At 64.8% G+C, this 24,167-nt stretch carries 27 protein-coding genes; 19 read left to right on the plus strand and 8 right to left on the minus strand.

Annotated elements, in window-relative coordinates; all coding sequences use genetic code 11:
- Window positions 1-22: 22 nt before the first annotated feature.
- Complete coding sequence (locus CH295_RS13645; RefSeq protein WP_141217021.1) at window positions 23-814, minus strand: Rv0361 family membrane protein; 792 nt, start codon at window positions 812-814, stop codon at window positions 23-25.
- A gap of 148 nt (window positions 815-962) precedes the next feature.
- Between CH295_RS13645 and CH295_RS13650 the strand changes: the two genes are divergently transcribed.
- The 3 genes from CH295_RS13650 (at window position 963) to CH295_RS13660 (ending at window position 3,520) form a co-directional block, all read left to right on the plus strand.
- On the plus strand, window positions 963-1,379 hold the full coding sequence (locus CH295_RS13650) for a DUF3151 domain-containing protein (protein ID WP_032397398.1): 417 nt from the start codon (window positions 963-965) through the stop codon (window positions 1,377-1,379).
- 64 nt (window positions 1,380-1,443) lie between these two features.
- Window positions 1,444-2,511: an FUSC family protein gene (locus CH295_RS13655; RefSeq protein WP_170944738.1), complete on the plus strand. Its 1,068-nt coding sequence runs from the start codon at window positions 1,444-1,446 to the stop codon at window positions 2,509-2,511.
- 79 nt (window positions 2,512-2,590) lie between these two features.
- Window positions 2,591-3,520 carry a cation diffusion facilitator family transporter gene (locus CH295_RS13660; protein ID WP_037190455.1) on the plus strand — a complete coding sequence of 310 codons (930 nt, stop codon included), beginning with the start codon at window positions 2,591-2,593 and terminating at the stop codon, window positions 3,518-3,520.
- Here CH295_RS13660 and CH295_RS13665 read toward each other — a convergent pair.
- The 3 genes from CH295_RS13665 to CH295_RS13675 all read right to left on the minus strand — a co-directional run bounded on the left by CH295_RS13665 (window position 3,510) and on the right by CH295_RS13675 (window position 5,550).
- Window positions 3,510-3,977: a pyridoxamine 5'-phosphate oxidase family protein gene (locus CH295_RS13665; protein WP_170945895.1), complete on the minus strand. Its 468-nt coding sequence runs from the start codon at window positions 3,975-3,977 to the stop codon at window positions 3,510-3,512. The genes CH295_RS13660 and CH295_RS13665 overlap by 11 nt on opposite strands.
- 117 nt (window positions 3,978-4,094) lie before the next feature.
- Entirely contained in the window at window positions 4,095-4,868 is a 774-nt protein-coding gene (locus tag CH295_RS13670) for a site-2 protease family protein (RefSeq protein ID WP_094741040.1), read from the minus strand.
- 16 nt (window positions 4,869-4,884) lie between these two features.
- Window positions 4,885-5,550 (minus strand): hypothetical protein, encoded by a 666-nt coding sequence (locus CH295_RS13675; RefSeq protein WP_094741041.1) that lies wholly within the window; start codon window positions 5,548-5,550, stop codon window positions 4,885-4,887.
- A 202-nt stretch (window positions 5,551-5,752) separates the two neighbouring features.
- Between CH295_RS13675 and CH295_RS13680 the strand changes: the two genes are divergently transcribed.
- The 8 genes from CH295_RS13680 to CH295_RS13715 all read left to right on the plus strand — a co-directional run bounded on the left by CH295_RS13680 (window position 5,753) and on the right by CH295_RS13715 (window position 12,493).
- Window positions 5,753-7,042: an adenylosuccinate synthase gene (locus tag CH295_RS13680; protein ID WP_037190451.1), complete on the plus strand. Its 1,290-nt coding sequence runs from the start codon at window positions 5,753-5,755 to the stop codon at window positions 7,040-7,042.
- Between the two features lie 425 nt (window positions 7,043-7,467).
- Window positions 7,468-8,016, plus strand: coding sequence for an alternate-type signal peptide domain-containing protein (locus CH295_RS13685; RefSeq protein ID WP_094632584.1), 549 nt, complete (start codon window positions 7,468-7,470; stop codon window positions 8,014-8,016).
- A gap of 9 nt (window positions 8,017-8,025) precedes the next feature.
- Window positions 8,026-8,586 (plus strand): hypothetical protein, encoded by a 561-nt coding sequence (locus CH295_RS13690; protein WP_094741042.1) that lies wholly within the window; start codon window positions 8,026-8,028, stop codon window positions 8,584-8,586.
- 41 nt (window positions 8,587-8,627) lie between these two features.
- The gene (locus CH295_RS13695) at window positions 8,628-9,182 is read left to right on the plus strand and encodes a signal peptidase I (RefSeq protein WP_252342035.1); all 555 of its coding nucleotides are present in this window, start codon (window positions 8,628-8,630) and stop codon (window positions 9,180-9,182) included.
- Entirely contained in the window at window positions 9,179-9,688 is a 510-nt protein-coding gene (locus CH295_RS13700) for a hypothetical protein (RefSeq protein WP_094741044.1), read from the plus strand. Before CH295_RS13695 ends, CH295_RS13700 begins: the two co-directional genes overlap by 4 nt.
- Window positions 9,688-10,299 (plus strand): SipW-dependent-type signal peptide-containing protein, encoded by a 612-nt coding sequence (locus CH295_RS13705; protein ID WP_037190446.1) that lies wholly within the window; start codon window positions 9,688-9,690, stop codon window positions 10,297-10,299. Before CH295_RS13700 ends, CH295_RS13705 begins: the two co-directional genes overlap by 1 nt.
- A gap of 3 nt (window positions 10,300-10,302) precedes the next feature.
- Window positions 10,303-11,964: a S24/S26 family peptidase gene (locus CH295_RS13710; protein WP_094741045.1), complete on the plus strand. Its 1,662-nt coding sequence runs from the start codon at window positions 10,303-10,305 to the stop codon at window positions 11,962-11,964.
- Window positions 11,965-12,052: 88 nt separating this feature from the next.
- On the plus strand, window positions 12,053-12,493 hold the full coding sequence (locus CH295_RS13715) for an LGFP repeat-containing protein (protein ID WP_037190445.1): 441 nt from the start codon (window positions 12,053-12,055) through the stop codon (window positions 12,491-12,493).
- A 68-nt stretch (window positions 12,494-12,561) separates the two neighbouring features.
- On the opposite strand, the gene CH295_RS13720 is transcribed toward CH295_RS13715, so the two are convergent.
- Window positions 12,562-13,086: a methylated-DNA--[protein]-cysteine S-methyltransferase gene (locus CH295_RS13720; RefSeq protein WP_094741176.1), complete on the minus strand. Its 525-nt coding sequence runs from the start codon at window positions 13,084-13,086 to the stop codon at window positions 12,562-12,564.
- A gap of 91 nt (window positions 13,087-13,177) precedes the next feature.
- On the opposite strand from CH295_RS13720, the gene yczR reads away from it, so the two are divergent.
- Entirely contained in the window at window positions 13,178-14,659 is a 1,482-nt protein-coding gene (gene yczR, locus CH295_RS13725) for a MocR-like transcription factor YczR (RefSeq protein ID WP_037190444.1), read from the plus strand.
- A gap of 81 nt (window positions 14,660-14,740) precedes the next feature.
- On the opposite strand, the gene CH295_RS13730 is transcribed toward yczR, so the two are convergent.
- Window positions 14,741-15,817 carry a CaiB/BaiF CoA transferase family protein gene (locus CH295_RS13730; protein WP_037190443.1) on the minus strand — a complete coding sequence of 359 codons (1,077 nt, stop codon included), beginning with the start codon at window positions 15,815-15,817 and terminating at the stop codon, window positions 14,741-14,743.
- A 95-nt stretch (window positions 15,818-15,912) separates the two neighbouring features.
- Here CH295_RS13730 and purT point away from each other — a divergent pair, with 95 nt between their 5' ends.
- A complete protein-coding gene (gene purT / locus CH295_RS13735) occupies window positions 15,913-17,109 on the plus strand; it encodes a formate-dependent phosphoribosylglycinamide formyltransferase (RefSeq protein ID WP_094741046.1) in 1,197 nt (398 codons plus the stop codon).
- 24 nt (window positions 17,110-17,133) lie between these two features.
- The gene (locus CH295_RS13740; RefSeq protein WP_094632591.1) at window positions 17,134-17,616 is read left to right on the plus strand and encodes a DUF456 domain-containing protein; all 483 of its coding nucleotides are present in this window, start codon (window positions 17,134-17,136) and stop codon (window positions 17,614-17,616) included.
- Here CH295_RS13740 and CH295_RS13745 read toward each other — a convergent pair.
- A complete protein-coding gene (locus tag CH295_RS13745) occupies window positions 17,613-18,347 on the minus strand; it encodes an amidohydrolase family protein (RefSeq protein WP_170945896.1) in 735 nt (244 codons plus the stop codon). The genes CH295_RS13740 and CH295_RS13745 overlap by 4 nt on opposite strands.
- A gap of 67 nt (window positions 18,348-18,414) precedes the next feature.
- On the opposite strand from CH295_RS13745, the gene CH295_RS13750 reads away from it, so the two are divergent.
- Window positions 18,415-19,284 carry an SMP-30/gluconolactonase/LRE family protein gene (locus CH295_RS13750; RefSeq protein ID WP_170945897.1) on the plus strand — a complete coding sequence of 290 codons (870 nt, stop codon included), beginning with the start codon at window positions 18,415-18,417 and terminating at the stop codon, window positions 19,282-19,284.
- Window positions 19,285-19,384: 100 nt separating this feature from the next.
- Here CH295_RS13750 and CH295_RS13755 read toward each other — a convergent pair whose 3' ends face one another.
- Window positions 19,385-20,770: an FAD-dependent oxidoreductase gene (locus tag CH295_RS13755; protein WP_094632594.1), complete on the minus strand. Its 1,386-nt coding sequence runs from the start codon at window positions 20,768-20,770 to the stop codon at window positions 19,385-19,387.
- A gap of 295 nt (window positions 20,771-21,065) precedes the next feature.
- Here CH295_RS13755 and CH295_RS13760 point away from each other — a divergent pair, with 295 nt between their 5' ends.
- Genes CH295_RS13760 through CH295_RS13775 form a run of 4 tightly spaced genes read left to right on the plus strand, consistent with a single transcriptional unit; the run spans window position 21,066 to window position 24,167 of the window.
- Complete coding sequence (locus tag CH295_RS13760; RefSeq protein WP_094741047.1) at window positions 21,066-21,926, plus strand: TauD/TfdA dioxygenase family protein; 861 nt, start codon at window positions 21,066-21,068, stop codon at window positions 21,924-21,926.
- A 34-nt stretch (window positions 21,927-21,960) separates the two neighbouring features.
- Window positions 21,961-22,488: an Rv0361 family membrane protein gene (locus tag CH295_RS13765; RefSeq protein ID WP_037190431.1), complete on the plus strand. Its 528-nt coding sequence runs from the start codon at window positions 21,961-21,963 to the stop codon at window positions 22,486-22,488.
- A 45-nt stretch (window positions 22,489-22,533) separates the two neighbouring features.
- On the plus strand, window positions 22,534-22,947 hold the full coding sequence (locus CH295_RS13770) for a rhodanese-like domain-containing protein (protein WP_037190430.1): 414 nt from the start codon (window positions 22,534-22,536) through the stop codon (window positions 22,945-22,947).
- Complete coding sequence (locus CH295_RS13775; RefSeq protein WP_037190429.1) at window positions 22,944-24,167, plus strand: O-succinylhomoserine sulfhydrylase; 1,224 nt, start codon at window positions 22,944-22,946, stop codon at window positions 24,165-24,167. Before CH295_RS13770 ends, CH295_RS13775 begins: the two co-directional genes overlap by 4 nt.

Below are 24,167 nucleotides of genomic sequence, written 5' to 3' on the forward strand. Positions count from 1 at the left end.
GCTCCACCGCGCACATACAGCGTCAGCTGCACACCTTCCACTGATCGCCTTCGAGGCGCAGGTCGAAGGTGCGCGGCGATCGATCGTTCGGGTTGGCGTCGGTGTGCGCGATCACCTGAGCGATCGCGGTGGTGTCGTCGCTGACCTGGATGGCGTCGATGCTGTCCAGGTTCGGTATGTTCCCCTGCTCGAGCGAGACACGATGAACATCGGCGAATTCCGCGTCCGGGATGTCTCGGTAGAACGTCGCCAGGTCACCGCACGAGGTGCTGCGCAGCGTGGCGAGGTCGCCGCCGGCCAATGCTCGGGTGAACGATTCGACGGTCGTGCGAATCTGCGCTTCCGGTGAGTCCTCGACGCTCGTGCGGTCGATCAGCACGTACGCACCGGCGGCCACTGCCGCGATCACGACAACCGCGGCCACCAGCGCCGCCCACCACTTCTTGTGACTCGGTTTGCCGGGTTCCGTCGGCGGGGGTCCGATGCGCTGAGGACCGACCTGCTTGGGGGCTGAGCGCTGCGGCTCGATCTTTCTCGGACCGACCGGTTGCGGCACAGCTGCCGGCGATTTCTTCTCTGCCGCGCCATCGTTCGCTGGAGATTCGGACTGGTTTCGCGGCGGGATACGACGCGGGGCCGCGACCGGCGTCGCCACCGGCGTCGCTTCCGGTGCTGCCGGCTCCTCGGCTGGATCAGTGGCGATCTTCTGGGTCGGAGTGTCGGCGGGCTCGTCGACCTGCTTCTTCTTGCCCAGATCGATCTTCTCGGTGGCTGCGTCGGCCTCGGAGGGCACCTTCTTCTTCTCGTCCGGCATGCGTTCTCCCTCGTTCACCGAATTCTTGCAAGAGCGGTCTGTCTCGAATTTCGTCAGCTGGCAGCCTATCGACCGTCTCCGCAGCTCGACGCGAGCGATGCGGGGGTGTTCGGACACGATTCGGTGACGTAGGGGCACAATGAGCGCCATGACTTCTTTCGGTGACCTGCTCGGACCCCAACCCACACTGTTGCCCGGAGACGACGAGGCCGAATCCGCACTGCTGAACCACGAAGCGCCCGAGACCGTCGCGGCGGCGCATCCGACGGCGTCCATCGCCTGGGCCTACCTGGCCGAGGCCGCGCTCGAGTCGGGTGCCACCATCACGGCCTACGCCTACGCTCGTACCGGTTATCACCGAGGTCTGGATCAGTTGCGTCGTAACGGATGGAAGGGATTCGGGCCGGTCCCGTACAGCCATGAGCCCAACCGAGGATTCCTCCGATGCGTCGCAGTCCTTGCCAAAGCGGCCCGCGACATCAACGAGCACGACGAGTACGCCCGCTGCCTCGACCTCCTCGAAGACTGTGACCCCAAGGCCGCGGAAGCGCTCGGCCTGGGCTGATCGGGCCCGCGCGAGCCGGGCGCGAGGTCGGACCCGGCTGAAGTCGGGCAGCGCTCGGCTGAAGTTGTCGCTGCTGCCGATCATTCAGTGCGCGTTGGCGGCAGGCGTGGCGTGGTTCGTCGCGACCGACATCGTCGGTCACGAGAGCCCGTTTTTCGCACCGATCGCCGCCGTCGTGTCGCTGGGCGTCTCGCTCGGTGCTCGCCTGCGTCGATCGGCCGAGCTCGTCGTCGGAGTGACGGTGGGCATCGGCATCGGTGATCTGTTGATCTCGCTGATCGGTAGTGGTCCGTGGCAGATCGCGTTGGTGGTCGTGTTGGCGATGTCGGCTGCGGTGTTCCTCGACGGTGGTCCGATCATCGCGATGCAGGCCGGATCGTCCGCGGTGCTGGTGGCGACCCTGATCCCGCCGGGCAACATGGGTGGCCCCAACCGCATGGTCGACGCGTTGGTCGGTGGTCTGGTGGGCATCGCGATCGTTGCGCTGATCCCGACGCATCCGGTGTGGCGCGCCCGCAAGGATGCGGCGAACGTCCTGGCCACGGCTGCGAGTGTGTTGCAGAAGGTGGCCGACGGTTTGGTGGCGAACGATCCCAAACCGATCGAGGAGGCGTTGCGTAAGGCGCGTGCGACGCAGTCGGGTATCGACGCTCTGCGTACCGATCTCAAGGGCGGCCGGGAAATTGCCCGGATCTCGCCGATGTACTGGAATCACCGCAATCGTCTGGCGGCGCTCGCGGCCACGGCCGACCCCATCGACAATGCCGTCCGCAATATCCGGGTGCTGGCGCGACGGTCGCTGACGCTGGTGCGCGACGACGAGATTCTCGATCCGCGGGTCGTCGACGAGGTGGAGAAGTTGGCGCATGCGGTGGAGGTGTTGCGGCAGATGATCCTCGCCGATCCGGGGCAGAAGCCGGATGCGGCAGAAGCTGCGCGAGTGTTGCGGTCGGTTGCGGCCGGTGCCAAGCCGGAGTTGATCTCGAACGCCGGCCTGTCGGCGACGGTGGTGTTGGCGCAGTTGCGGTCGATCATCGTCGATTTGCTGCAGGTCGCCGGGCTCAAGCGCATTTCCGCCTTGGCGACGCTTCCGCCGACGGTGAAGCATCCGCACGTCCCGCCGGAGTTGTGACCCGAGCGCACCATTGCATATATGCGTATGTACGCATATGGTGGCTTCCGGAAGTCGACATCGGTCACCAGGGGGAGTCATGGGCGCGGGTCACGGGCACAGTCACGGAGTGGGCGGTCACTCGTCCGCAGGTGCGGGGCCGCCCAGGTCTCGCGTCCGCAAGATGGTCGTCGCGCTGGTCATCCTGGTGGTGTTTCTCGTCGTCGAGGCGACCGTGGCCTTGGCGATCGGCTCGCTCGGCCTGCTCGCCGACGCCGGTCACATGCTCACCGATGTGCTCGGCATGTCGATGGGTCTGATCGCGTTGATGCTCGCTCGCAAGGGAAGTGCCGCAGCAGCACGGACATTCGGCTGGCATCGGGCAGAGGTGTTGACGGCCATCGCGAATGCCGTCCTGCTGCTCGGTGTTGCGGCGTTCATCATGTACGAGGCAGTCTCTCGCATCGGTGATGCACCTGAAATCCCTGGCGTACCACTGATTCTCACCGCATCGGCCGGACTCGCGGCCAATATCGTCGTCATGCTGCTCATTCGCGGCGACGCCAAGGATTCCCTGGCCGTCCGCGGCGCGTACATGGAGGTCCTGGCCGATGCGGTCGGCAGTGTCGGCGTGCTCGTGGCAGGCGTGCTGATGCTCGTGTTCGGGTGGACCTGGGCGGACATCGTCGTCGGCGTCCTGATCTCCCTGTGGGTGATCCCGCGCGCAATCAAGCTCGCCGCCTCGGCCCTGCGCATTCTCACCCAGGCCAGTCCCGGACACGTCGACGTCGACGCATTGACCGGAGACCTGAACGCACTACCGGGCGTGACGGGAGTTCACGACCTGCACGTGTGGACACTGACCACCGGAATGGATGTCGCGACGGTGCATCTCGAATGCGAGGGCTCGTCGTCGATGGTGCTCGACCGAGCCCGATCGTTACTGTCCACCTACGGCCTCGACCATGCCACGGTGCAGGTCGAACCCGCCGCGCACGGCCGAACCTGCAAGGAGGAGCTCACCTGGTGACGGTGCGCACGTCGGAGCCGGGACGCCACACGTCGATCTGCATGTGATCGTCCACCAGTGAGGTCAGTACGACCTCGGTGATATCGAGATCGAACACGTGGTACGGCACCAGCTCGCCCGGTGATGCGTCGAATATCGGTTGCAGCACAGCAGGATCGGTGATTTCGACGGCACGTCCGCCGATCTTCGCGTCCCCACCCTCCATCGAGTGGTGACCCGGATTGCTGTGCAGCGCGAACCGTCCGTCGCGCTGCAGGTCTCGTGCTTTGACGGCACCGAGCATGGAACCGAGACGCAGTACGCCACTGTCGTCGAACTCGACCTCGGTTCCGCTGACGCGCGGTGAGCCGTCCGCCCGGAGCGTCGCGAGTACATGGTGCTTGTGGGCGGTGAATCGAGCCCGCACCGCCGACGCGAGTGTCGGGGCCGCTGCCGAGAATTCGTTCCACGTCGTCATGCGCACATTATGCGATCCGGCACCGACAGTGTTGGGAAAGAATGCACGGAACCTGCCCGAACAGACGGAATCCCGCCGACTGAGCTCGGTATCGTGCCGTCTTTCCCGCTGGACCTGTCAGATCCAGAATCGCATCAGGTAGTTGCCGTTGCCGGCGAAGAACTCGGGAACACCGGACAGCCCGAACAGGGTGTAGATCGCCCCGAAGAACGCGGAGTTGACGGCGGGCACGAACAGCAACGCGACGAGAACGAGGAGTCCGTAGCCCTTGAACTGGTCCAGCGATGCACGGGTGGCGGGCGAGAGCGAGGGCTCGAGTGCGGCATATCCGTCGAGGCCGGGTACCGGAATCAAATTCAGGATCGTGGCCATGATCTGCAGGAAGGCCAGGAAGCTGAGTCCGTACCAGAAGGCCTGATGGGTGCCGTCGGTGCCGAACACGCGAACGACGATCAGGAGTGCCACGGCGAGAACGGCATTGGCGAACGGTCCCGCGAGGGCGATGCGCCGCTGCGTCGACGCCGAGAACTGGCCGGTCCGCAGGTACACGGCACCGCCCGGAAGTCCGATTCCGCCGATCGCGATGAACACCACCGGCAAGACGATCGAGAGCAACGGGTGGGTGTACTTCAGCGGGTTGAGTGTGAGGTAGCCGCGGAGTTCGACTTCCCGGTCGCCGGCCCGAAAAGCGGTGTACGCGTGACCGAACTCGTGCAGGCACACCGAGGCGATCCACCCGGCGAGAACCAGCACGAACACCCCGAGGCGCGCGGCGGTGGAGGTGACGTCCTCGGCCGTCCACGCGAGCGCGCCGCCCACTCCGGCGACGGCGAGAACGGCCACGAACACCGGGCTCGGCAGAACGGGCCTGCGCCGTAGCGGAACGGTCATCGGATCTGTGGAACGGTCATCGGACCAGCAACCACTCCTGATGGTGACGATAGAACGTCGACCTCTTCACTGTTCTGTCGCCGGGGATGCCGTCGCGCATCAGGTCTGCGGCGGGGGAGCCGAGCTGCATCGCGCGTCCGCTCACCCAGCGGCGAGGCAGGAATCGTCGACGGCTGATCACTCGCGCACGCAGTCCCGGCAACTCCGGAGTGGGTGCCACCTCGACGCCGGGTACGACTCCGGAGAACAACCGAGTGTCGTCGACGTATGCCTCGCCTTCGAGTTCCGCACCGCCGGCACCGCCGAGCAGCGCCCGACCGACAACGGCCTTGCCCGCGTCGTCGCGAATGAGGGGAGTGCTCGACGCCTTTCCTGTCAGTGCGACCTTGGCCGCGCGGGATCCGGTCCCGAGTTTGTAGATGTGGGCGGCAGCGGTCGCGGTATCCGGTACGAACGCGACTTCGACGTGCAGACGGTCGGTGCGCATCAGCCTGGTGAGAACGGCGGCCAGCGAGGCGTCGTCGCCCAGCACGATGATGCGTGGTGCGGGGGCGGATTCGATGTCGGCGAACATCGCGCTGCAGTCGTCGTCGGTCGGAACGGCATCGGCGTTGCGCAGTGGGACGTCGGTCAGCGTGATCGGCAACGGCGGGTTTCCGCAGTGCAGAACGAACGGTGTCACGGCGCTCCTAGATCTTGGGTGAACCCTCGAACGACCATAGTGCCTTCGTTTCGGCTCCACCGTAGCGGCATGCGGGCCAGCTCACCGCCTCGGCTAGACTGTTCCCCCGGCCACTGTCGCGCCTGCGACAAATGGTGACGGCTGCGTTCGATCGAGCAATATCTGCAGCACGTCCTCGCACGAAAGCAACGTAGGAGAGCACATGCCGGCGATAGTCCTGATCGGCGCCCAGTGGGGCGACGAGGGCAAAGGCAAAGCCACCGACCTATTCGGCGAACGCCTCCAGTGGGTCGTTCGCTACCAGGGCGGCAACAACGCCGGCCACACCGTGGTTCTTCCGAACGGCGACAAGTTCGCGCTGCATCTCATCCCGTCGGGAATTCTCACGCCCGGCGTGAAGAATGTCATCGGCAACGGCGTCGTCGTCGACCCGGGTGTGCTGCTCACCGAGCTGGACGGCCTCGAGAAGCGTGACGTCGACACCACGAACCTGCTGCTCAGCGCCGATGCGCACCTGATCATGCCGTACCACGTTGCCATCGACAAGGTGACCGAACGCTTCCTCGGTGCCAAGAAGATCGGGACCACCGGCCGTGGCATCGGGCCCTGCTATCAGGACAAGCTCGCTCGCGTCGGCGTCCGCGCTGCCGATGTGCTCGACGAGAAGATCCTGACCCAAAAGGTCGAGGCTGCACTGGAATTCAAGAACCAGGTGCTCTCGAAGATCTACAACCGGCGGGCTCTGGATTCTCAGCAGGTCGTCGACGAGGTGCTCGAGCAGGCCGAGGGTTTCAAGCACCGCATCACCGACACCAGGCTGCAGCTCAACCTGGCACTCGAGCGTGGCGACACGATTCTGCTCGAGGGGTCGCAGGGCACCTTGCTCGACGTCGACCACGGCACGTATCCGTACGTCACGTCCTCGAACCCGACGGCGGGCGGCGCGTCGGTCGGTTCCGGCATCGGCCCCAACAAGATCGGGACCGTCCTCGGCATCCTGAAGGCGTACACGACGCGTGTCGGCTCGGGCCCGTTCCCGACGGAGCTGTTCGACAATCACGGTGAATACCTGGCCAAGCAGGGCGGCGAGGTGGGCGTCACCACCGGGCGTGCACGGCGAACCGGCTGGTTCGACGCTGTCATCGCGCGGTACGCCACCCGCGTCAACGGCATCACCGACTACTTCCTGACCAAGCTCGACGTGCTCTCCAGCCTGGACACGGTGCCCATCTGCGTTGCGTACGACGTCGACGGCGTCCGCCACGACGAGATGCCCATGACGCAGACCGGCTTCCATCACGCGAAGCCGATCTACGAAGAGATGCCCGGCTGGTGGGAAGACATCTCCGGTGCCCGCACGTTCGAGGAACTGCCCATCAACGCGCAGAACTACGTCCTGCGTCTCGAAGAGCTCTCGGGCGCGTACATGTCGTGCATCGGAGTCGGACCGGGCCGCGACGAAACCATCGTTCGGCGAGACATCCTGCGGTAGACGGTTCCGCGAAAATCGAAGCCCCGAGGCCCACGGCCTCGGGGCTTTTTCGTGTCCGGATCTGCCGTCGACAATCGATTGTCCTTCAAAAACAAAAAACAGCGGAATGTTCGGGATAAGTGAGCGAATAACCACTGCGTTCGCTGTAACCGGAGGGGCCACCTGGGGAAATTCGCCACAAAGCTACGGTTTCCGTAATCAAAGTAGCTTTACACACCATGTTCATGTGTAAACCAAAAGTACGAAACAGGCGGCTGAACATTCCCTCGGACTTTTACCATCACTTGGGTAACAGGTGAGGAAGTCGTGCCGAAACAATGGACATCGCACCCAGTTGCGGAGGCCCATCTTCCGGCCGACCGACCCACCCCGGGTCACCTCCCCCTCGGCCTCACGAACAAGGCCACCGAAGAAAGCGACAACGTATGAACAAGGCAACCAAGGGCGCCATAGCCGCGGGGGCGGCAGCTGTACTGCTGCTCGGCGGTTTGGGATCCTACGCTCTGTGGAGTGACACCGAAACGGTCACCGGTGGCGAGATCAACTCCGGCGAACTGAATTTCGCTCCGATTGCCGGCACGGCGAACTGGACCGAAACGTCGGTCACTCCGAATGCGCCTCTCGGAGCCGACCCGTCTGGCTTCCTCATCGTGCCGGGTGATGTCCTCGAGTACTCGACCCAGTACACCGTCAATTGGGCAGGAGACAATCTTCGCGCTTCGATCACCGCGGACTTCACCAATGTCGCCGGCGACGCCGACCTTGCTGCCGCTCTCGACACCGAGGTGTCGGTCAACGGTGGAACGTCCCTTCCGAACGGTTCGGCCGTGGACCTACCGTTGACCACATCGCCTCAAACCATCTCCGTCGAGGTGACCATCACTTTCGATGAAGCGACTGCGGATCTCATCGCACAGAACGAGAGCGTCGACCTCAACGACTTCACCCTCACGCTCGACCAGGTTCGTCCCTGACCGGTAGCAGTGACGAACAAGCACGGTCGTTATTGGGCGCTCGCAGCCGCGTCCGTCGTCGTGGTGGTCTTCGGATCAGCACAGTCGACGGGCGCGCTGTGGCGTGACGACGAGGTCGTCGGAGGCGGAACCATCAACTCCGGCACCTTGGACATCAAGGTCGGCCCGAACGGAGCAGAAGTGAACGATTACGTTCTCGCTGCGCTCGGTTCGGCCGATCTCGGACCGAACGGTTTCTCGCAGGCACCGCTGTCGATTCGAAACTCCGGCAACGTGCCGTTCAACTTTCGGCTGCAGGGCACCACCGCGACCGGAACGGTCCCTCTGTTCCTGACTGCGACAACTGTTGTGGCCGAGGACAATTGCCCGGCGACAGGGATGCCGACAGGGACGACGTCACTGTTGTACAGCGGAAACGCCGGAGGTGCGCAAGCTCCGGTGCCACCGGCGGCAAGGCTGTTGGCCTCAGGTGCCCGCGAAGTGTGGTGCTTTCGGCTCGCCGTCGGCGCCACTCCACCGCAGAGCGCGTCGTCGACGGTGACGTTCTCGTTCCGGGCGGACCAGACATGAATGCCGACGACGACACGGAAGCGATCGAAACCGTGACTGACATGTCCGAGGAGAACCGGACCGGTGTCTGGTGGTGGGTGAGCCGGATCGCGTCGTACACGCTGCTGGCAGCGATGTTGTTCGTTCTCGGGGTGACCGTCGTGATTCCGAAAGTCACCGGTTCGACGCCGTACACGATTCTCACCAGCTCGATGAAGCCGACGTACCCACCGGGAAGTCTGGTTGTCGTCAAGCCGGCAGCCGCGGACGAGCTCGAAGTCGGAACTGCGATCACCTATCAAATCCGATCGGGTGAGCCCGAAGTGGTGACTCACCGCATCGTGGCGACCAGGCAGAGCGGACGAGGTATCACCACCTATGTCACTCGCGGGGACAACAACGGGTCCGACGACGAGAACCCGGTGCAGATCGGACAGATTCGCGGAAAAGTCTGGTACTCGGTGCCGTACATGGGCTACGTCAACAACTGGCTCAACGGTGAACAACGCAAGATCACGGTCGCGGTGATCGTGATCGGCCTGTTCGGTTACGCACTGGTGATGTTCGTCGGTGCCGGTATCGATCGCCACCGGAGCCGAAGGGAGGAGTCGCCTTGAGGCACAGCACTTTTGTCGCCTGTACGGCCGTCTTCGCCGGTGTCGCAGTGGTGTTGTTCCTCGGTGCCGGATCTCCCCGAGTGCACACAGTCAAGTACAGCGACGACGGGAAGAATTGGGCGACGAGCTTTCGAAGCGCACTCTTCGACAACGATATTCGGTGGGTTCCAGGCGACTCGCGTGAATCGCGGTTCCACGTGTTCAACGACACCGACCGGGACGGGCGTCTTCGGCTGACCTTCGACAGTGACAACCCGGCGTTCCTGCGAGCCCTGAGCGTCTCCATCGGCGGCGGCGAGCCGGTCGAATCGTGTGCGTGGATCGACCTCGAGGCCGGACAGAAGAAGCGCATCGACGCCACGATCGCGATGGCCGAAGCGGCCGGAAACGACACCCGCTCGTCCTCTGCTGCAGTCGATCTCGTTGTGCAGTGGGACAACAGTAACAGCGCCGAGTGCCCGGAATCATCGGGTGCGCGGACGGATATGGAAGGGGCGCAGCCCTGATGTCGCGTCACAGTGACACCGCCGGTCCGAGGGCGGTTCTCCGCCGAACAGGCTCCGCGCTGATCAGCGCACGAGCTCGAGCGATCATGTCGATCGGGATCGTCCTCGGCCTCGGTGCCGTGGGAACCCTTGCCGCATGGTCGGATACGGCGACTGCGACGTCGGGCGTGTTCACCACCGGACGGCTCGACATCAAAGTGGGCAACCCTGCGGTCGACAACAACCCACCGGCCTTCACCACGACGCTGACCAACACTGCGATCTTTCCCGGTGACACCGTCGCTGCCGGACTGCTGGTCTCCAACGCGGCCGGTTCCGTAGCCAACACGTACACCATCTCCGTGGTGGCCAGTAACGCTGCGCTGGGGAACCTGCTGAATTCGTCGGTGCACACCGGTGCTCCATCATCCGGCGTGGCGTGCGCAGGATCTCCCGTCAGCACGGTCACCGGCCTCGGAACCTCGAAGCCGTTCCCCGCTCTGAATCGTCCGCTCGCCGTCAACGGCAGCGACCAACTGTGCATCAGCGTGACGATGCCGACCGGGACGGCTCAGCCGAACCCCGCCGCGACCGGCACCATCACCTACACCATCACCGCGACGTCGGCGTAGATCATGTCCGCTACCCACTCCGCCTCCGCTACCCGCGTCCGATCTCGCTCGCGTCTGCTTCGCGAAATTGCTCTGACCGTCGGCGCTGTCGCCGGTGTGATCTGCGTGATGTTTGCGCTCGCAGCCGTGTTCTTCGGTATCACTCCCTTGATCTTTCGTTCCGGGTCCATGGCCCCGGCCATCGACACCGGCGCTCTGGCGTTGAGCAAGACGACTCCGGTCGGGGACATCGAGATCGGTGACATCGTCAAGGTCACCAATGCGTCGGGAACGGGAATCACCCACCGCGTGGTCGAGATCGGGGCAGTCGGAACCGATAGCGCGCAGCTGTTCCTTCAGGGTGATGCGAACGCCGAGCCCGATGCCGAGAGCTACGTGGTGTCCGAGGCCGATCGTGTGTTCTTCAGCGTCGGGAAACTCGGTTACGCGGTCACCTGGCTCAGTGGTCCTGTCGCTGTATTCATCGGCGGCATCGCCGTCGGCGCACTTCTCATGACCGCGTTCGGATTTCGCAGGTCCGCTGTGGAGTCCCTTGCGCAGCCCGACGACGACGATCGACTGCAGGAACCGCCGAGTGGGCGGCACAGCGCCCAAGGGCGCGGGACGCCCACCCTCGGTGTGGTGCTCGCGTTGGCTGCCATCTCGGCCGTGGGCATCAGTGCCTCGAACACTCCGACAACCCTTGCTGCGGGACAAGATACGGCAACGGCCCTCAGTGGCACCATCACCACGGCCTTGCCGATTCCAGCACCGCTTTCACTGACTTGTACGAATGCCGAGCGGGGGCTTCTCGGTGCTATTCGCTTCGTGAATCTCACCTTCCCATCGCGGGGGGCGCAGTACACCTACCAGTTGACATTGAAGAAGGCCGGTGAGAACGACCGTGAGTTCGCGGTAGCCGGGACCGCTGCTACCGGGGTAGTCATAACTCAAGCAGTGGAAAACGGAGCCCTCCTGGAATTGCTGCCGCTACCCCTGGCTCCGGTGCTCGACGGCGTCTACACCGCATCGATCCGAACCAAATCGGGCACCAGATTTTCAGAGCCGAGTCCCACCGTGAACATAACCATGAGCAACGGTCTACTTCTCGGCCTGGCTGCCAGTGCTCGTTGCGGAGGCACCGCCGCTGCCGCTCGCAGCGCTCCGAGAGCGATCGTTCCTGGAACCACAACTCAGGCCCCCACGATGACGTCGCCGATTGTTCCGGAGTCGACACTCGCACCGGTCCCGACCACAACGGATCCCGCGCGCACCGATGAGTCCCCGGTTCCGCCGCCGGTCGAGGTTCCGGCGACGACTGTTCCTCCTGCAACGACAACAACGACTGTCCCACCGACCACCACGACCATCCCGCCGGCTCCCGCGGTTCTGTTCGCCCCGGTGACTTCCCCGTCGGGTGCGTCGACTGCCCGGGTCGTCGACAGCGACGGCGGTCCTACTCTGCAGATCGCCGACGCCACCGGAGCAGTCCAGTACAGCGGTCCCGCCACGTCCAGTGATGCATACGGCTACGGCGTGAACTGGTCGGCGGGGGATCAGCTGTGGTTGCTCGGGCCCGATCAGCTCGTTCGTCTCGACAGCGCCGGCGGTTCGTGGTCGCGGTCGGTGATCGATCCGGCGGCCACCGATCGAATTCCGGCAGACATTCTCGCGCTCCTGAATTAGCTCTTTCACATATATGTCGAAATTGGAGGGCGCCGCTGGTCGTCGGCGTGGATAATTGCGACCAGGTTGGGCGACGAAAGGTCGGGCGATGACTGAAAATTACAACGGATTGGAAGTTTTCAGCTACCAATTCGATCGCTTCGCATACGAACATCCTTGGATCGGCGCTCAGGCCGGTGAATTCATGCTCGGTCCCGAGGGCGGGGGAATGCTCGAATTCACGCATGCCACCGTGTTCGCTCTTCCCGAAGGCGGCGCGCACGAAGTGCACGGTCCGATCCTCGACTGGTACCTCGGTCACGGGGGACCGTATGGCGCACTTGGGTATCCGATCAGCAACGAGCGCCCGACGCCCACCGGATCGGGTCGGTACAACCTCTTTCAACGCGGCGCTATCGGGTGGCTGCCGGATGTGGGTGCATTCACGATCGGCGGTCGTTCGGAGGAATCCGATGTGAGCCCAGGACCGGAAGCTGTATTGGTGTCAGCGGTCGATGCTCCTATCGCGCCTCTCGGCATATCTGCCTGAAATCCGGACTCACTCCCTGTTTCGGGAGGTTTATTCGGACGAGCAGTTTCGATCAATTGTGCGTCAATTCAGAACAAAGTCGGCTCGTCGAATCCCGGGACTCCCTCGATACCGAGTATTTTTTGTTTGGTATTCGTACCACCCGGTGCCGAGAAGCCGCCGACTTCCGTGCCTGCGCCGAGCACTCGATGGCACGGAACGATGATCGGCACGGGGTTACGTCCAAGCGCCCCGCCTACGGCCTGGGCCGCACCGGGGTGGCCGAGTCTGCGGGCGATGTCGCCGTACGTGAGAGTCGAGCCCCGGGGAATCCCGCTACACACGGTGTAGACCGAGGCATCGAACTCCGAGACGTCCAGGACCAGGGGAATTGTGCTCATGTCGACAGTCCGTCCGTCGAGCATGGCGACGATTCGCTCGGTCGCGTCGGCCGCGAGCGCGTCGAGAGGCCCCCTCGTCGCACCGAAGCCGCCCAGGTAGTCCAACATCGCCTCGGCCGACGGCTCGGGCAGGGCGACGGCGACCACTCCGTCGTCGGTCCACGCGATGCCGCACAGGCCGATGGCGGTGTCGAAGACAGTGCTGGTCGGCATCGGTCCAGTATCCACCTGACCCCAGTCGGCAGTCCAGTGGAAAGCGCAATGGACTTGAAAGTTGAAGACCAGTGGGCGAATACTGGTGAGCATGGCTTCGAGAGTCCTCAATGCAACGTCACTGGCCCGCGATCTCGGCAGCTGGCGCGGCGACGCGTCCTCGGATGGATCCGGTAGGCGCAAGGCGTCGCGTCCTACGTATCGCGCGTTGGCCGATGGCGTCCGACTGCTGATTCACGACGGCCGCATTCCGCTCGGTGTCGGGCTGCCCAGTGAGCGTGATCTGTCGGCGGCTCTCGATCTCAGTCGTACCACCATCACGTCCTCGTACTCGGTGCTACGAGACGAGGGCTATCTGATCAGCAAGCAGGGATCGCGCAGCACCGTCGCCCTCCCTGCTGCACCCACCCCCAACGGAATGTTGATTCAGTCGACATCGCCCTCGGGTCCGGTCGTGGACATGTCTCACGCAGCGATGGCAGCGGCGGACGGCACTATGACCGCGGCGTACGAATCTGCGCTGCAGGCACTTCCGACGTATCTACCGACGCACGGTATGGAGCCCATCGGTCTGGCGGTGCTGCGGGAGGCCATCGCGCAACGCTTCGTCGAGCGTGGCCTGCCGACGACCGCCGATCAGATCATGGTGACTTCCGGTGCACAGCAGGCAGTTCGGCTACTGCTGGGCACACTGACCTCGCCCGGTGACCGGGTGCTGATCGATCACCCCACCTACCCCAACGCACTCGAAGCCATCCGGCGGGTGGGTGCCCGGCCGGTGCCGGTACCCGTGCGCCCGGCCGACGGCGACTGGGATCTCGACGGGATCCGCAGCGCCGCACGGCAAACGGCCGCCAAGGTCGCGTATCTGATTCCGGACTTCCACAACCCCACCGGGCAGGTGCTGGGTGCCGAGGGCCGGGCCGAGCTCGCACGCATCACCCGCGACACCCGGATGACGCTCATCGTCGACGAAACCATGGTGGACCTGTGGCTCGACGCCCCTCCGCCACCGCCGGTCGCGTCGTTCGGGCGGGTCTCGGGGTCCGACATCGTCACGATCGGCTCGGCATCCAAATCGTTCTGGGGCGGCCTGCGCATCGGATGGATCAGGGCGCATCCGTCGCTCGTCTCGCAGCTGGCAGGCTCGCGGGCAGCGCACGACCTCGGCACCTCGATCATGGATCAGCTGGCGTCGTCGTTCCTGCTGCAGGACGCGGAACCGGCGCTCGAGCTCCGTCGATCGCAGCTACGTGAGCGTCGTGAGGTGCTCGAAGACGCTCTGGCAGAACATCTTCCGGACTGGCGCTACCGCCGCTCCGAGGGCGGCATGTCGCTGTGGTTGCAGCTGCCCGCACCGGTGTCGAGTGCGCTGGCCGCCACCGCGCCTGCATTCGGGGCAGTGCTGGCGGCAGGCCCGCGATTCGGCGTCGAGGGTGCGTTCGAGCGCTACCTCAGGTTGCCGTACACCCGTGAGCCGCAAGAGCTTCGGGCCGCGGTGATGGCCACGGCTGCGGCGTATCGCGCACTCGCTCCCAGCGCCGAATCGGAACAGCCGGCCCTGGTGTTCTGAGCGGGTGTGTTCTGACCGCGAACTCGAAGTTATGGACGGAAATCAGCCGAGAAGCGTCCACAGCTTCGAGTTCGGCACACGTCAGCTCCAGACCGACGCGATGTCGGTTGCCGTGGCGGGCGGTGGCGTCGGGACTCCGTTCTCGGTGCGGGAGAACCGCGGTGCCGGGCGGTGCTGGGTGACTCCACCGATGTCGATGAGGGAGTCGCGATCCTTCATGTGCGGGTGGTTCGGGGCTTCGGCAAAGGTGAGGACCGGCGATACGCAGGCGTCGGTGCCGTCGAAGATCGCGGCCCATTCGTCGCGGGTCTTGGACAGGAATGTCGCGGTGAACTTCTCGCGCAGCTCGGGCCAGCGCGACTTGTCCATCTGCGGCGGCAGGTCCGCATCGGCGAGGCCCAATCCGGTGAGCAGCTGAGCGTAGAACTGGGGCTCGAGCGAGCCGACGGCCATGTACTGGCCGTCGGAGGTCTCGTAGGTGTCGTAGAAGGGCGCGCCGGTGTCGAGCAGGTTGGTGCCGCGGTCGTCGCTCCAGGCTCCGACGCCACGCCAGGACCAGATCATGTGCGAGAGCGCAGCGGTGCCGTCGACCATGGCCGCGTCGACCACCTGGCCCTGCCCGGAGCTCTGGCGCTCGTAGAGCGCAGCCATGATGCCGAAGACGAGGAACATCGAGCCGCCGCCGAAATCGCCGACCATGTTCAGGGGCGGCACGGGCCGCTCGCCCTCGCGGCCGATGGCATTCAGGACACCGGTGACGGAGATGTAGTTGATGTCGTGGCCTGCGGTCTGCGCCCATGGACCTTCCTGGCCCCAGCCGGTCATGCGGCCGTAGACGAGGCGCGGGTTGCGGGCGAGAGCGTCGTCGGGTCCGAGGCCGAGGCGTTCGGTGACGCCGGGGCGGAACCCTTCGATCAGCACGTCGGCGCGCTCGATCAGGCCGAGGACCTTCTCGATGTCGGCCGGATCCTTGAGGTTCGCCTCGACGATGGTGCGGCTGCGTAGCTGGTGGTCGTGGGGAGAGATCTGCCCGGCGCGCTGCACGCGTACGACGTCTGCGCCGAGGTCGGCCAGCAGCAGTGCGGCGTGTGGGCCGGGCCCGATTCCTGCGAGTTCGACTACTCGGAGCCCTGCGAGTGGTCCACCAGTGTTCGACACGTTATTTGCCTCGTTCCGACTCGTCAGCTGCGAATGTGAATGGAGACTAACTTGTACTAGGTCGTCCAACCGATCGGGGTGTGGATAATAGGGCTGTGACTGCCCCAGATCCCGTCCGTATCGGTACTCCGCTCACTCCCGGGGCCACCCGGGTGATGCTGCTCGGCTCGGGTGAGCTGGGCAAAGAGGTGATCATCGCGTTCCAGCGCCTCGGCGTCGAGGTGATCGCCGTCGATCGCTACGACAACGCCCCTGGCCATCAGGTGGCCCATCACGCGTTCACGATCGACATGAGCAACCCCGAAGAACTACTGGCGCTGATCGATTCGCAGCAGCCGGATTATGTGGTGCCGGAGATCGAGGCCATCGCGACCGACGCCCTGGCCGAGGTCGAAGCGCGGGGTCGGAGTGTGGTGATCCCGACGGCTCGTGCGACGCAGCTGACCATGAACCGCGAGGGCATCAGGCGTCTCGCGGCCGAGGAGCTCGGGCTGCCGACGTCACCGTACGCGTTCGCCGACTCACTCGAAGACGTGCGAGAAGCATTGTCCACCATCGGTTTTCCCGCCGTCATCAAGCCCGTCATGTCCTCGTCGGGCAAGGGGCAGTCCGTCGTTCGCACCGAGGCCGATGTCGAGGCGGCGTGGGACTACGCACTGAAGGGTGGTCGGGTCGACCTCGGTCGCGTCATCGTCGAGGGATTCGTCGATTTCGATTACGAGATAACACTTCTCACCGTTCGGGCGACCGACGGAACGTCGTTCTGCGAGCCGATCGGACACCTGCAGGAATCCGGCGACTACATCGAATCCTGGCAACCACAGCCGATGTCCGACGCGGCCCTCGCCGGTGCGCGCGACGTTGCCGAGCGGATCACGACGGCACTCGGTGGGCGCGGGTTGTTCGGCGTCGAACTGTTCGTGCAGGGCGACAACGTCTACTTCTCCGAGGTCAGTCCTCGGCCGCACGATACGGGTCTGGTGACGCTACGGACGCAACGGTTCTCGGAGTTCGAGCTGCATGCCCGCGCCGTTCTGGGTCTGCCGATCGACACGACGCTGCTCTCGCCCGGTGCGTCGGCGGTGATCTACGGCGGCGTCGATGCGGACGGCATCCACTTCGACGGTGTCGCCGATGCGCTGGCCGTCCCCGAGACCGATCTTCGTCTGTTCGGCAAGCCGACGAGTTTCGTCCGGCGCCGGATGGGAGTTGCAGTGTCGACCGCGCCTGACATCGAGACGGCGCGGAGCCGGGCACGCGAGGCAGCAGGCAAGGTTCGTCCTGTCGTCTGACCCGACACAGGGCACACTGAGCTCATGAGCGCGCTCGGAGAAGTCCTGGTCGGCCTGGTGATTCTGGTCGGCCTCGTCGGTATCGTCGTCCCGATTCTGCCGGGCACCATCTTGATCTTCGCGGCCGTCGCAGTCTGGGCGTGGGTCACCGGCGGAGCCGCCGCGTGGACGGTCTTCGCGATCGCGACGGTGCTGCTGGTGATCAGTGGCGTCGTGAAATACACCTGGCCCGGGCGGCGCATGCGGGAGGCAGGCGTGCCGACGCGATCGCTGATGATCGGCGGACTGCTCGGCATCGTGGGGTTCTTCGTCATCCCCGTCGTCGGACTGTTCATCGGCTTCATCGCCGGCGTCTACGTGGCCGAAGTGCCCAGGCATCGAAACCATTCCGAGGCATGGAGATCCACCGTGCACGCCACCAAGGCTGCCGGGTTGTCCATTCTGGTGGAGCTGTTCGGTGCCCTGCTCGCCTCGGCGGTGTGGCTCGGCGGAGCGCTACTCGTCTAAGGGACGCGATACCAAGCCCGGGCATTGCCGTCGAGCACCGCCGGGAGATCGCCGCCCACGGCGTGAGAAATAATGTCGATGTCGGTCTCCGAGAACGGACGAGGGGCACGGGTGCCCGGCAGATCGGTGCCGAACATCAACGCCGCCGGATTCACGCGATGAATCTGCTGCAGAGTGTCGATGATGTCGAGGTCCACCCGGCCGAATCCCGTTGCCTTGACGCGCACTCCGCGATCGACGAGATCGAGCAGATACGGCAGGCCCTGCGTCGAGAGGCCCAGGTGGTCGATGCTCACGGCGGGCAGTTTCGCGAGGATCGGCTCGAGCGAGAGCAGCAGGGACGCATCGACGTACAGCTCGGCGTGCCAGCCCACCAGTTCGTGGACACGACGCGCCTGAGTGGTGAGCATCTGCAGATCCGTCTCGCCGCGTTTGAGATTGAACCGCATACCGCGCACACCCGCGTCGTTCAGCGCGACGATGTCCTCGTCGGAACATTCGGGATCGATCTGGGTGACGCCCACCCAGCCGCGCCCCAGGGTCTCCAACGCAGCGAGCAGGAAACTCTGATCGAAGCCCTGGAACGATCCCGTCACCACCGCGCCGCCGGTGATACCGAGCCCGTCGACGTCGTAGAGGTAGTTCGAGACGGTGTACGGATCGGGCAGGAAACCGTGGTTCTCGATGAGCGGAAACTTCGGGTCGATGATGTGTAGGTGGGCGTCGAACACGGTCCCCAGCATGCCAGCTCACGCATTCGGCGTCGCGGCCACCGTTCGTGGTGTTTGAATTCGAAACATGAAACCGGAGACCACAGTCGTTCTCGATGGATACACCTACTTCGAATGTCCGAGATGGCACGAGGGGAGGATCTGGGTATCGGACTTCTACTCCCATCGCGTCGTGTCCGCCCTCGAGGACGGCTCCGACGTACGAGTCGAAGCCGAGGTGCCCAATCAACCGTCGGGCCTGGGCTGGTTGCCCGACGGGCGGCTGCTGATCGTGTCGATGCGCGACTACAAGCTGCTACTGCGTGAGCACGACGGCTCGCTGACCGTGCACGCCGATCTGTCGACGTACGTGAAGGCGAACCTCAACGACATGCTCGTCGATGCGCAGGGCCGCGCGTACATCGGAAACTTCGGCTTCGATCTGATGAACTTCGCGCCCGTCGAGACGGCCGACCTGATTCGCGTCGACCCGGACGGTTCCGCGCACGTCGTCGCGTCGGATCTGTACTTCCCCAACGGGATGGCGTTCACGGCTTCGGGCCAACTGCTGGTGGACGAAACGGTCGGAAACAGGGTCAGTGCCTTCGACATCGCCGAGGACGGATCCCTGGGGGAGCGGCGTGACTGGGCGAAATTCGGCGAACTGCCGACGTCGACGGACATGGCTACGGCCATCGGCGAGGTGAAGGTTGCCGCCGACGGATGCTGCATCGACACCGACGGCACGATGTGGATCGCCGACGCGCTGGGGCAGCGAGTGCTGCACGTGGCGCCGGGCGGGGAGATTCTTCAGCAGCTCGATTTCGATCTCGGGGTCTTCGCCTGCGGACTCGGCGGATCCGACGGCCGGACGCTGTTCGTCTGCGCTGCACCTGATTTCAACGAGCATCAGCGCAAAATCGAAACCGAAGGAAAGCTGCTGGCAGTGCGGGTGTAGAGCGCTTCGCGCAGTGGTGTGGTCAGGTGCCGCAGAGGGCACACGGGAGTGGAGCCTGCGGAACGACCCGCAGGCGCAACCACACCACTGCCGCAGGCACTCAGGCCTTGTCGGGCTCGGAAGCCTTCAGCATGTCCTCACGCTCGACGACCTTGACGCGCTCGCGGCCCTCGGGCTCACCGAGTGAACGCTCGTGCGCGTCGAGGCGGTACCAGCCGTCCCACGTGGTGAAGGGAACCTGCTTGCCTTCGAGGAACGAGGTGACGGCATCGAGATCGGGCTCGGCCGCGCCGACGAAGCTGGGCGCATCCTCGAGCAGATTGGCGACGGTTTCGTTGGCGTCGCCCTTGGTGTGACCGATGAGACCGACGGGTCCGCGCTTGATCCAGCCCGTGACGTAGGTGGCGGGAACAGGTGTGGTCGAGTGCGGGGACTCGACGACGCGTCCGGCCTCGTTGGGGATGGTGCCTGCCTGCTCGTCGAAGGGGAGCTGACTGATGTTCTGGCTGAGGTAGCCCACGGCGCGGTAGACGGCCTGGACGTCCCAGTCGTTGTACTTGCCGGTGCCCTTGACGTTGCCGGTGCCGTCGAGCTCGGTGCGCTCGGTGCGCAGACCGACGACCTTGCCGTCCGCGCCGAGTACCTCGTGCGGGGACTCGAAGAAGTGCAGGAACAGCTTGTGCGGGCGAGCGCCGACGTCACGGATGGCCCAGTCCTGCAGGGTGTTGGCGACCATGTCGATCTGCTTGGAGCTGCGGCGGGCCTGCTCGGAGCCCTCGTCGTAGTCGATGTCCTCGGGAGAGACGATGACCTCGATGTTCGGCGAATGGTCGAGCTCGCGCAGCTCGAGCGGGGTGAACTTGGCCTGAGCCGGTCCGCGACGGCCGAAGACGTGCACCTCGATCGCCTTGTTGGCCTTGAGGCCCTCGTAGACGTTGGCCGGGATCTCGGTGGGGAGCAGTTCGTCGCCGGTCTTGGCGAGGACGCGTGCGACGTCGAGAGCGACGTTTCCGACGCCCAGGACGGCGACCTTCTCCGCCTCCAGGGGCCAGGTGCGCGGGACGTCCGGGTGGCCGTCGTACCAGGAGACGAAGTCGGCGGCGCCGTAGCTGCCCTCGAGGTCGATTCCGGGGATGTTCAGGGCGCGGTCCGCGTTGGCTCCGGTGGAGAAGATGACGGCGTCGTAGAAGCGGCGCAGGTCGTCCAACGTGATGTCGGTGCCGTAGTCGATGTTGCCGAGCAGGCGAACCTGGGGCTTGTCGAGCACCTTGTGCAGGGCGGTGATGATGCCCTTGATGCGCGGATGATCGGGGGCCACGCCGTAGCGGATCAGCCCGAACGGCGCGGGCATGCGCTCGAAGAGGTCGATGCTGACGCCCGGTCCGCTGACATTGTGGTCGGACTTCATGAGCGCGTCGGCGGCATAGATGCCTGCCGGTCCGGCACCGACGATGGCGACGCGGAGTGGACGAGTCTGATCGGTCATGTGCAGCGAGCTACCTTCTTCGAGGGAAGTGCGGACACCCCAGCATAAATTAAGGACAACCTGAGCTGGGGCAGAGGGCAACTTGCCGTATTTCCCGGTTTCCGGTAGGAATTGCTCTGTGCAGACGACATACCTGGTCCGACGGTTCACCGTCGACTTCTGTCGTACCTGCACCAACATGTGTTGTCGGTGACAAGACCCGACGCCCTTCCCCTCCTCCAGCAGGACGGGACCCCTCTCTCGACGGCAGCGTTGTCGAAGATCAGCGCCCGGCCGTGCACAGATTCGAGGACACATGACCACTCTGGAACAGACCTCCACGCTCACTGTCGACAAGCTCGGCCCATCGTTCGGTGCCGAGGTCATCGGGCTCGACGTCGCCTCGGCGTCCGATGCGCAGATCCACGCCGTGCGCCGGGCCCTCGTCGAACACAAGGTTCTGGTGCTGCGCGGGCAGACGCTAGACGACGCGGCACACGTCGAATTCGGCCGTCGTCTCGGTGACCTCACCGCCGGTCATCCGGTACACGACAGCGGCCACGTCGCCCCCGAGGTCTACGCGCTCGACAGCCAGGACAACGGATTCGCCGACGTCTGGCACACCGACGTCACGTTCATGGAACGACCGCCGATGGGCTCGATCCTGCGTCCCGTCGTCCTGCCCCCGCACGGCGGCGACACCAACTGGGCCGACAGTCAGCTCGCCTACGAGTCACTGTCCGCGCCGGTCCGCCGAATGATCGACGGACTCACGGCCATCCACGACGGCAACCGCGAATTCGGCTATTACCTCGCGCAGAAGCGCGGCGGAAAAGGCAACGTGTGGGACGGCAAGGAAGTCACCGCGCTGGTCCCCGTCGAACATCCCGTCGTCCGGGTCCATCCGGAAACCGGCCGCAAGGGGTTGTTCGTCAATCCGGGTTTCACCTCCCACATCGTGGGGGTGTCGGAAGCCGAGAGCCGCGGAATCCTGGACCTGCTGTACGCGCACCTGACCAAACCCGAACACATCGTGCGGCACCGCTGGCGGCTGGGCGACCTGGTGCTGTGGGACAACCGCAGCACCTCCCACTACGCCAACCGCGACTACGGCACCGAGCACCGCAAGATGCACCGCATCACGTTGCGAGGAGACATTCCCGTCGGACCCCGATAGTGCCGGGCCCGTCGGATCGAGGAAGATTGGCCGCATGGCGTCGTGGAGTGAACGTAGGCAGCAGTGGGTCGACAGTCGTGAGGAAGCGCGCAACAACGCGTCCCAAGCGGCCGCAGACTCCGGTGAGCAGCGTCCGCCCAATGCGTGGCCGTTCATCATCGCCGCGGGCATCGTCGTCGTTCTGCTCGTCGGCATCTTCGCAGCTTCGAAGTTCGCCCCGGCGGAGGACAACGTGACGCAGGCCCAGTTGCTCACCGACAGCCTCGACGGATTCCTCGAAGCGCAGAACACCGGCGACGCGGACCTGCTGCGCCAGAACACCTGTTTCGATCAGGTCGAGCGTCTGATTCCCGGTGACGATGCGCAGTACCGAACCGATCGAGCTGGGGAGGTCGAGCGCAACGGCGAGACGTCCATCGACGGTGTGCCGTCCGAGTACCAGGTCAACGGCGACCGCGGAATGGTCACGGTGCCACTGAAGGAAGAGAAATCCGGAGTGCAGACCGACGACGTGTGGAAGTTCGTTCGCGTGGACGACAAGTGGCTGGTGTGCAATGTCTGATCTTGGTATGTGTGACGTAACGGCAAGCGACGGAAGGCTGATCCAGTGACCTACGCAGGTGACATAACCCCGGAAGCTGCCTGGGAGTTGCTGCAGAGCAACCCCGAGGCGGTGCTCGTGGATGTTCGGACGCGCGCCGAGTGGCAGTACGTCGGAGTTCCCGACACCTCCGGTATCGAACGCCCGACACACCTGATCGAGTGGGTCAGCTTCCCCGACGGTGCCCGGAACACCAACTTCGTCGACGACCTGAAAGCCGCAGGCGTGGACGGAGATCGGCCCGTGGTGTTCCTGTGCCGCTCCGGTCAGCGATCCATCGGTGCTGCCGAAGCCGCGACGGCTGCGGGAATCGGCCCGTCCTACAACGTGCTCGACGGTTTCGAAGGTGCCACCGACGCCGACGGCCATCGCGGAGCCACGGGTTGGCGTGCGGTCGGGTTGCCCTGGAGGCAGTCGTGACGAACATTCCCAAAGGCGGCGGATTCGACAAGCCCTTGCCCGAGGGTGTGGGTCAGGCCACGCTCGGGGTTCGCGGCGGTCTGATGCGATCGGGCTTCGACGAGAACGCCGAAGCGCTGTATCTCTCTTCGGGTTTCGTGTACGAGAGTGCCGGCGCTGCCGAACAGGCGTTCACCGGGGACATCGATCACTTCGTGTACTCGCGCTACGGCAACCCGACGGTCAAGATGTTCGAGGAGCGGCTGCGCCTGATCGAGGGGGCCGAGGCGTGCTTCGGTACCTCGAGCGGAATGTCCGCGGTGTTCACCGCGCTCGGTGCACTGTTGAAGGCCGGTGACCGATTGGTTGCTGCGCGTAGCCTTTTCGGTTCCTGCTTCGTGGTGTGCAACGAGATTCTGCCGCGCTGGGGCGTCGAGACCGTCTTCGTCGACGGAGAAGATCTCGAGCAGTGGGAGCAGGCGCTGTCGGTGCCGACGACGGCGGTGTTCTTCGAGACTCCATCCAACCCGATGCAGTCGTTGGTCGATGTTCGACGCGTCTCCGAGCTGGCACATGCCGCCGGCGCAACGGTGGTGCTGGACAACGTGTTCGCGACGCCACTGCTGCAGCGCAGTCTCGAACTCGGTGCCGACGTGGTCGTGTACTCCGGCACCAAGCACATCGACGGCCAGGGTCGGGTTCTCGGCGGTGCGATCCTCGGCTCGAAGGAGTACATCGAAGGACCGGTGCAGACTTTGATGCGGCATACCGGCCCGGCGCTGAGCCCGTTCAACGCCTGGACGCTGCTCAAGGGGCTGGAGACCATGCCGGTGCGAGTGCGGCATTCGGTGAACTCCGCGCTGCAGATCGCCGAGTTCCTCGAAGGCCATCCGGCAGTGCGCTGGGTGAAATATCCCTTCCTGCAATCACATCCGCAGTACGAGCTGGCGAAGTCGCAGATGTCGGGCGGCGGCACCGTCGTCACGTTCGAGCTCGACGCTCCCGAGGGTGAAGGCAAGAAGCGTGCCTTCGAGGTGCTCGATGCACTGCGCATCGTCGACATCTCCAACAACCTCGGCGACTCCAAGACACTGATCACCCACCCGGCCACCACCACGCACCGCGCGATGGGGCCGGAAGGCCGTGCAGCAGTGGGCATCACCGACGGCGTGGTGCGCATCTCGATCGGCCTCGAAGACACCGAGGATCTGATCGGAGACCTGGACCAGGCACTGAAGTAG

Origin of the sequence: Rhodococcus sp. 14-2483-1-2, assembly GCF_002259405.1 — a bacterium.
In the GTDB taxonomy this organism is placed as follows: domain Bacteria; phylum Actinomycetota; class Actinomycetes; order Mycobacteriales; family Mycobacteriaceae; genus Rhodococcoides.

What these genes read in the sequence shown, in the direction of transcription:
- CH295_RS13685 (WP_094632584.1), top strand. Translation starts at nt 7,468, where the DNA reads ATGAACAAGGCAACCAAGGGCGCCATAGCCGCGGGGGCGGCAGCTGTA.
- CH295_RS13670 (WP_094741040.1), bottom strand. Translation starts at nt 4,868, where the DNA reads ATGACCGTTCCGCTACGGCGCAGGCCCGTTCTGCCGAGCCCGGTGTTC.
- CH295_RS13660 (WP_037190455.1), top strand. Translation starts at nt 2,591, where the DNA reads ATGGGCGCGGGTCACGGGCACAGTCACGGAGTGGGCGGTCACTCGTCC.
- CH295_RS13665 (WP_170945895.1), bottom strand. Translation starts at nt 3,977, where the DNA reads ATGACGACGTGGAACGAATTCTCGGCAGCGGCCCCGACACTCGCGTCG.
- CH295_RS13750 (WP_170945897.1), top strand. Translation starts at nt 18,415, where the DNA reads ATGAAACCGGAGACCACAGTCGTTCTCGATGGATACACCTACTTCGAA.
- CH295_RS13695 (WP_252342035.1), top strand. Translation starts at nt 8,628, where the DNA reads ATGTCCGAGGAGAACCGGACCGGTGTCTGGTGGTGGGTGAGCCGGATC.
- CH295_RS13645 (WP_141217021.1), bottom strand. Translation starts at nt 814, where the DNA reads ATGCCGGACGAGAAGAAGAAGGTGCCCTCCGAGGCCGACGCAGCCACC.
- CH295_RS13755 (WP_094632594.1), bottom strand. Translation starts at nt 20,770, where the DNA reads ATGACCGATCAGACTCGTCCACTCCGCGTCGCCATCGTCGGTGCCGGA.
- CH295_RS13760 (WP_094741047.1), top strand. Translation starts at nt 21,066, where the DNA reads ATGACCACTCTGGAACAGACCTCCACGCTCACTGTCGACAAGCTCGGC.
- CH295_RS13650 (WP_032397398.1), top strand. Translation starts at nt 963, where the DNA reads ATGACTTCTTTCGGTGACCTGCTCGGACCCCAACCCACACTGTTGCCC.
- CH295_RS13715 (WP_037190445.1), top strand. Translation starts at nt 12,053, where the DNA reads ATGACTGAAAATTACAACGGATTGGAAGTTTTCAGCTACCAATTCGAT.
- CH295_RS13765 (WP_037190431.1), top strand. Translation starts at nt 21,961, where the DNA reads ATGGCGTCGTGGAGTGAACGTAGGCAGCAGTGGGTCGACAGTCGTGAG.
- CH295_RS13710 (WP_094741045.1), top strand. Translation starts at nt 10,303, where the DNA reads ATGTCCGCTACCCACTCCGCCTCCGCTACCCGCGTCCGATCTCGCTCG.
- CH295_RS13680 (WP_037190451.1), top strand. Translation starts at nt 5,753, where the DNA reads ATGCCGGCGATAGTCCTGATCGGCGCCCAGTGGGGCGACGAGGGCAAA.
- CH295_RS13740 (WP_094632591.1), top strand. Translation starts at nt 17,134, where the DNA reads ATGAGCGCGCTCGGAGAAGTCCTGGTCGGCCTGGTGATTCTGGTCGGC.
- yczR (WP_037190444.1), top strand. Translation starts at nt 13,178, where the DNA reads ATGGCTTCGAGAGTCCTCAATGCAACGTCACTGGCCCGCGATCTCGGC.
- CH295_RS13705 (WP_037190446.1), top strand. Translation starts at nt 9,688, where the DNA reads ATGTCGCGTCACAGTGACACCGCCGGTCCGAGGGCGGTTCTCCGCCGA.
- CH295_RS13720 (WP_094741176.1), bottom strand. Translation starts at nt 13,086, where the DNA reads ATGCCGACCAGCACTGTCTTCGACACCGCCATCGGCCTGTGCGGCATC.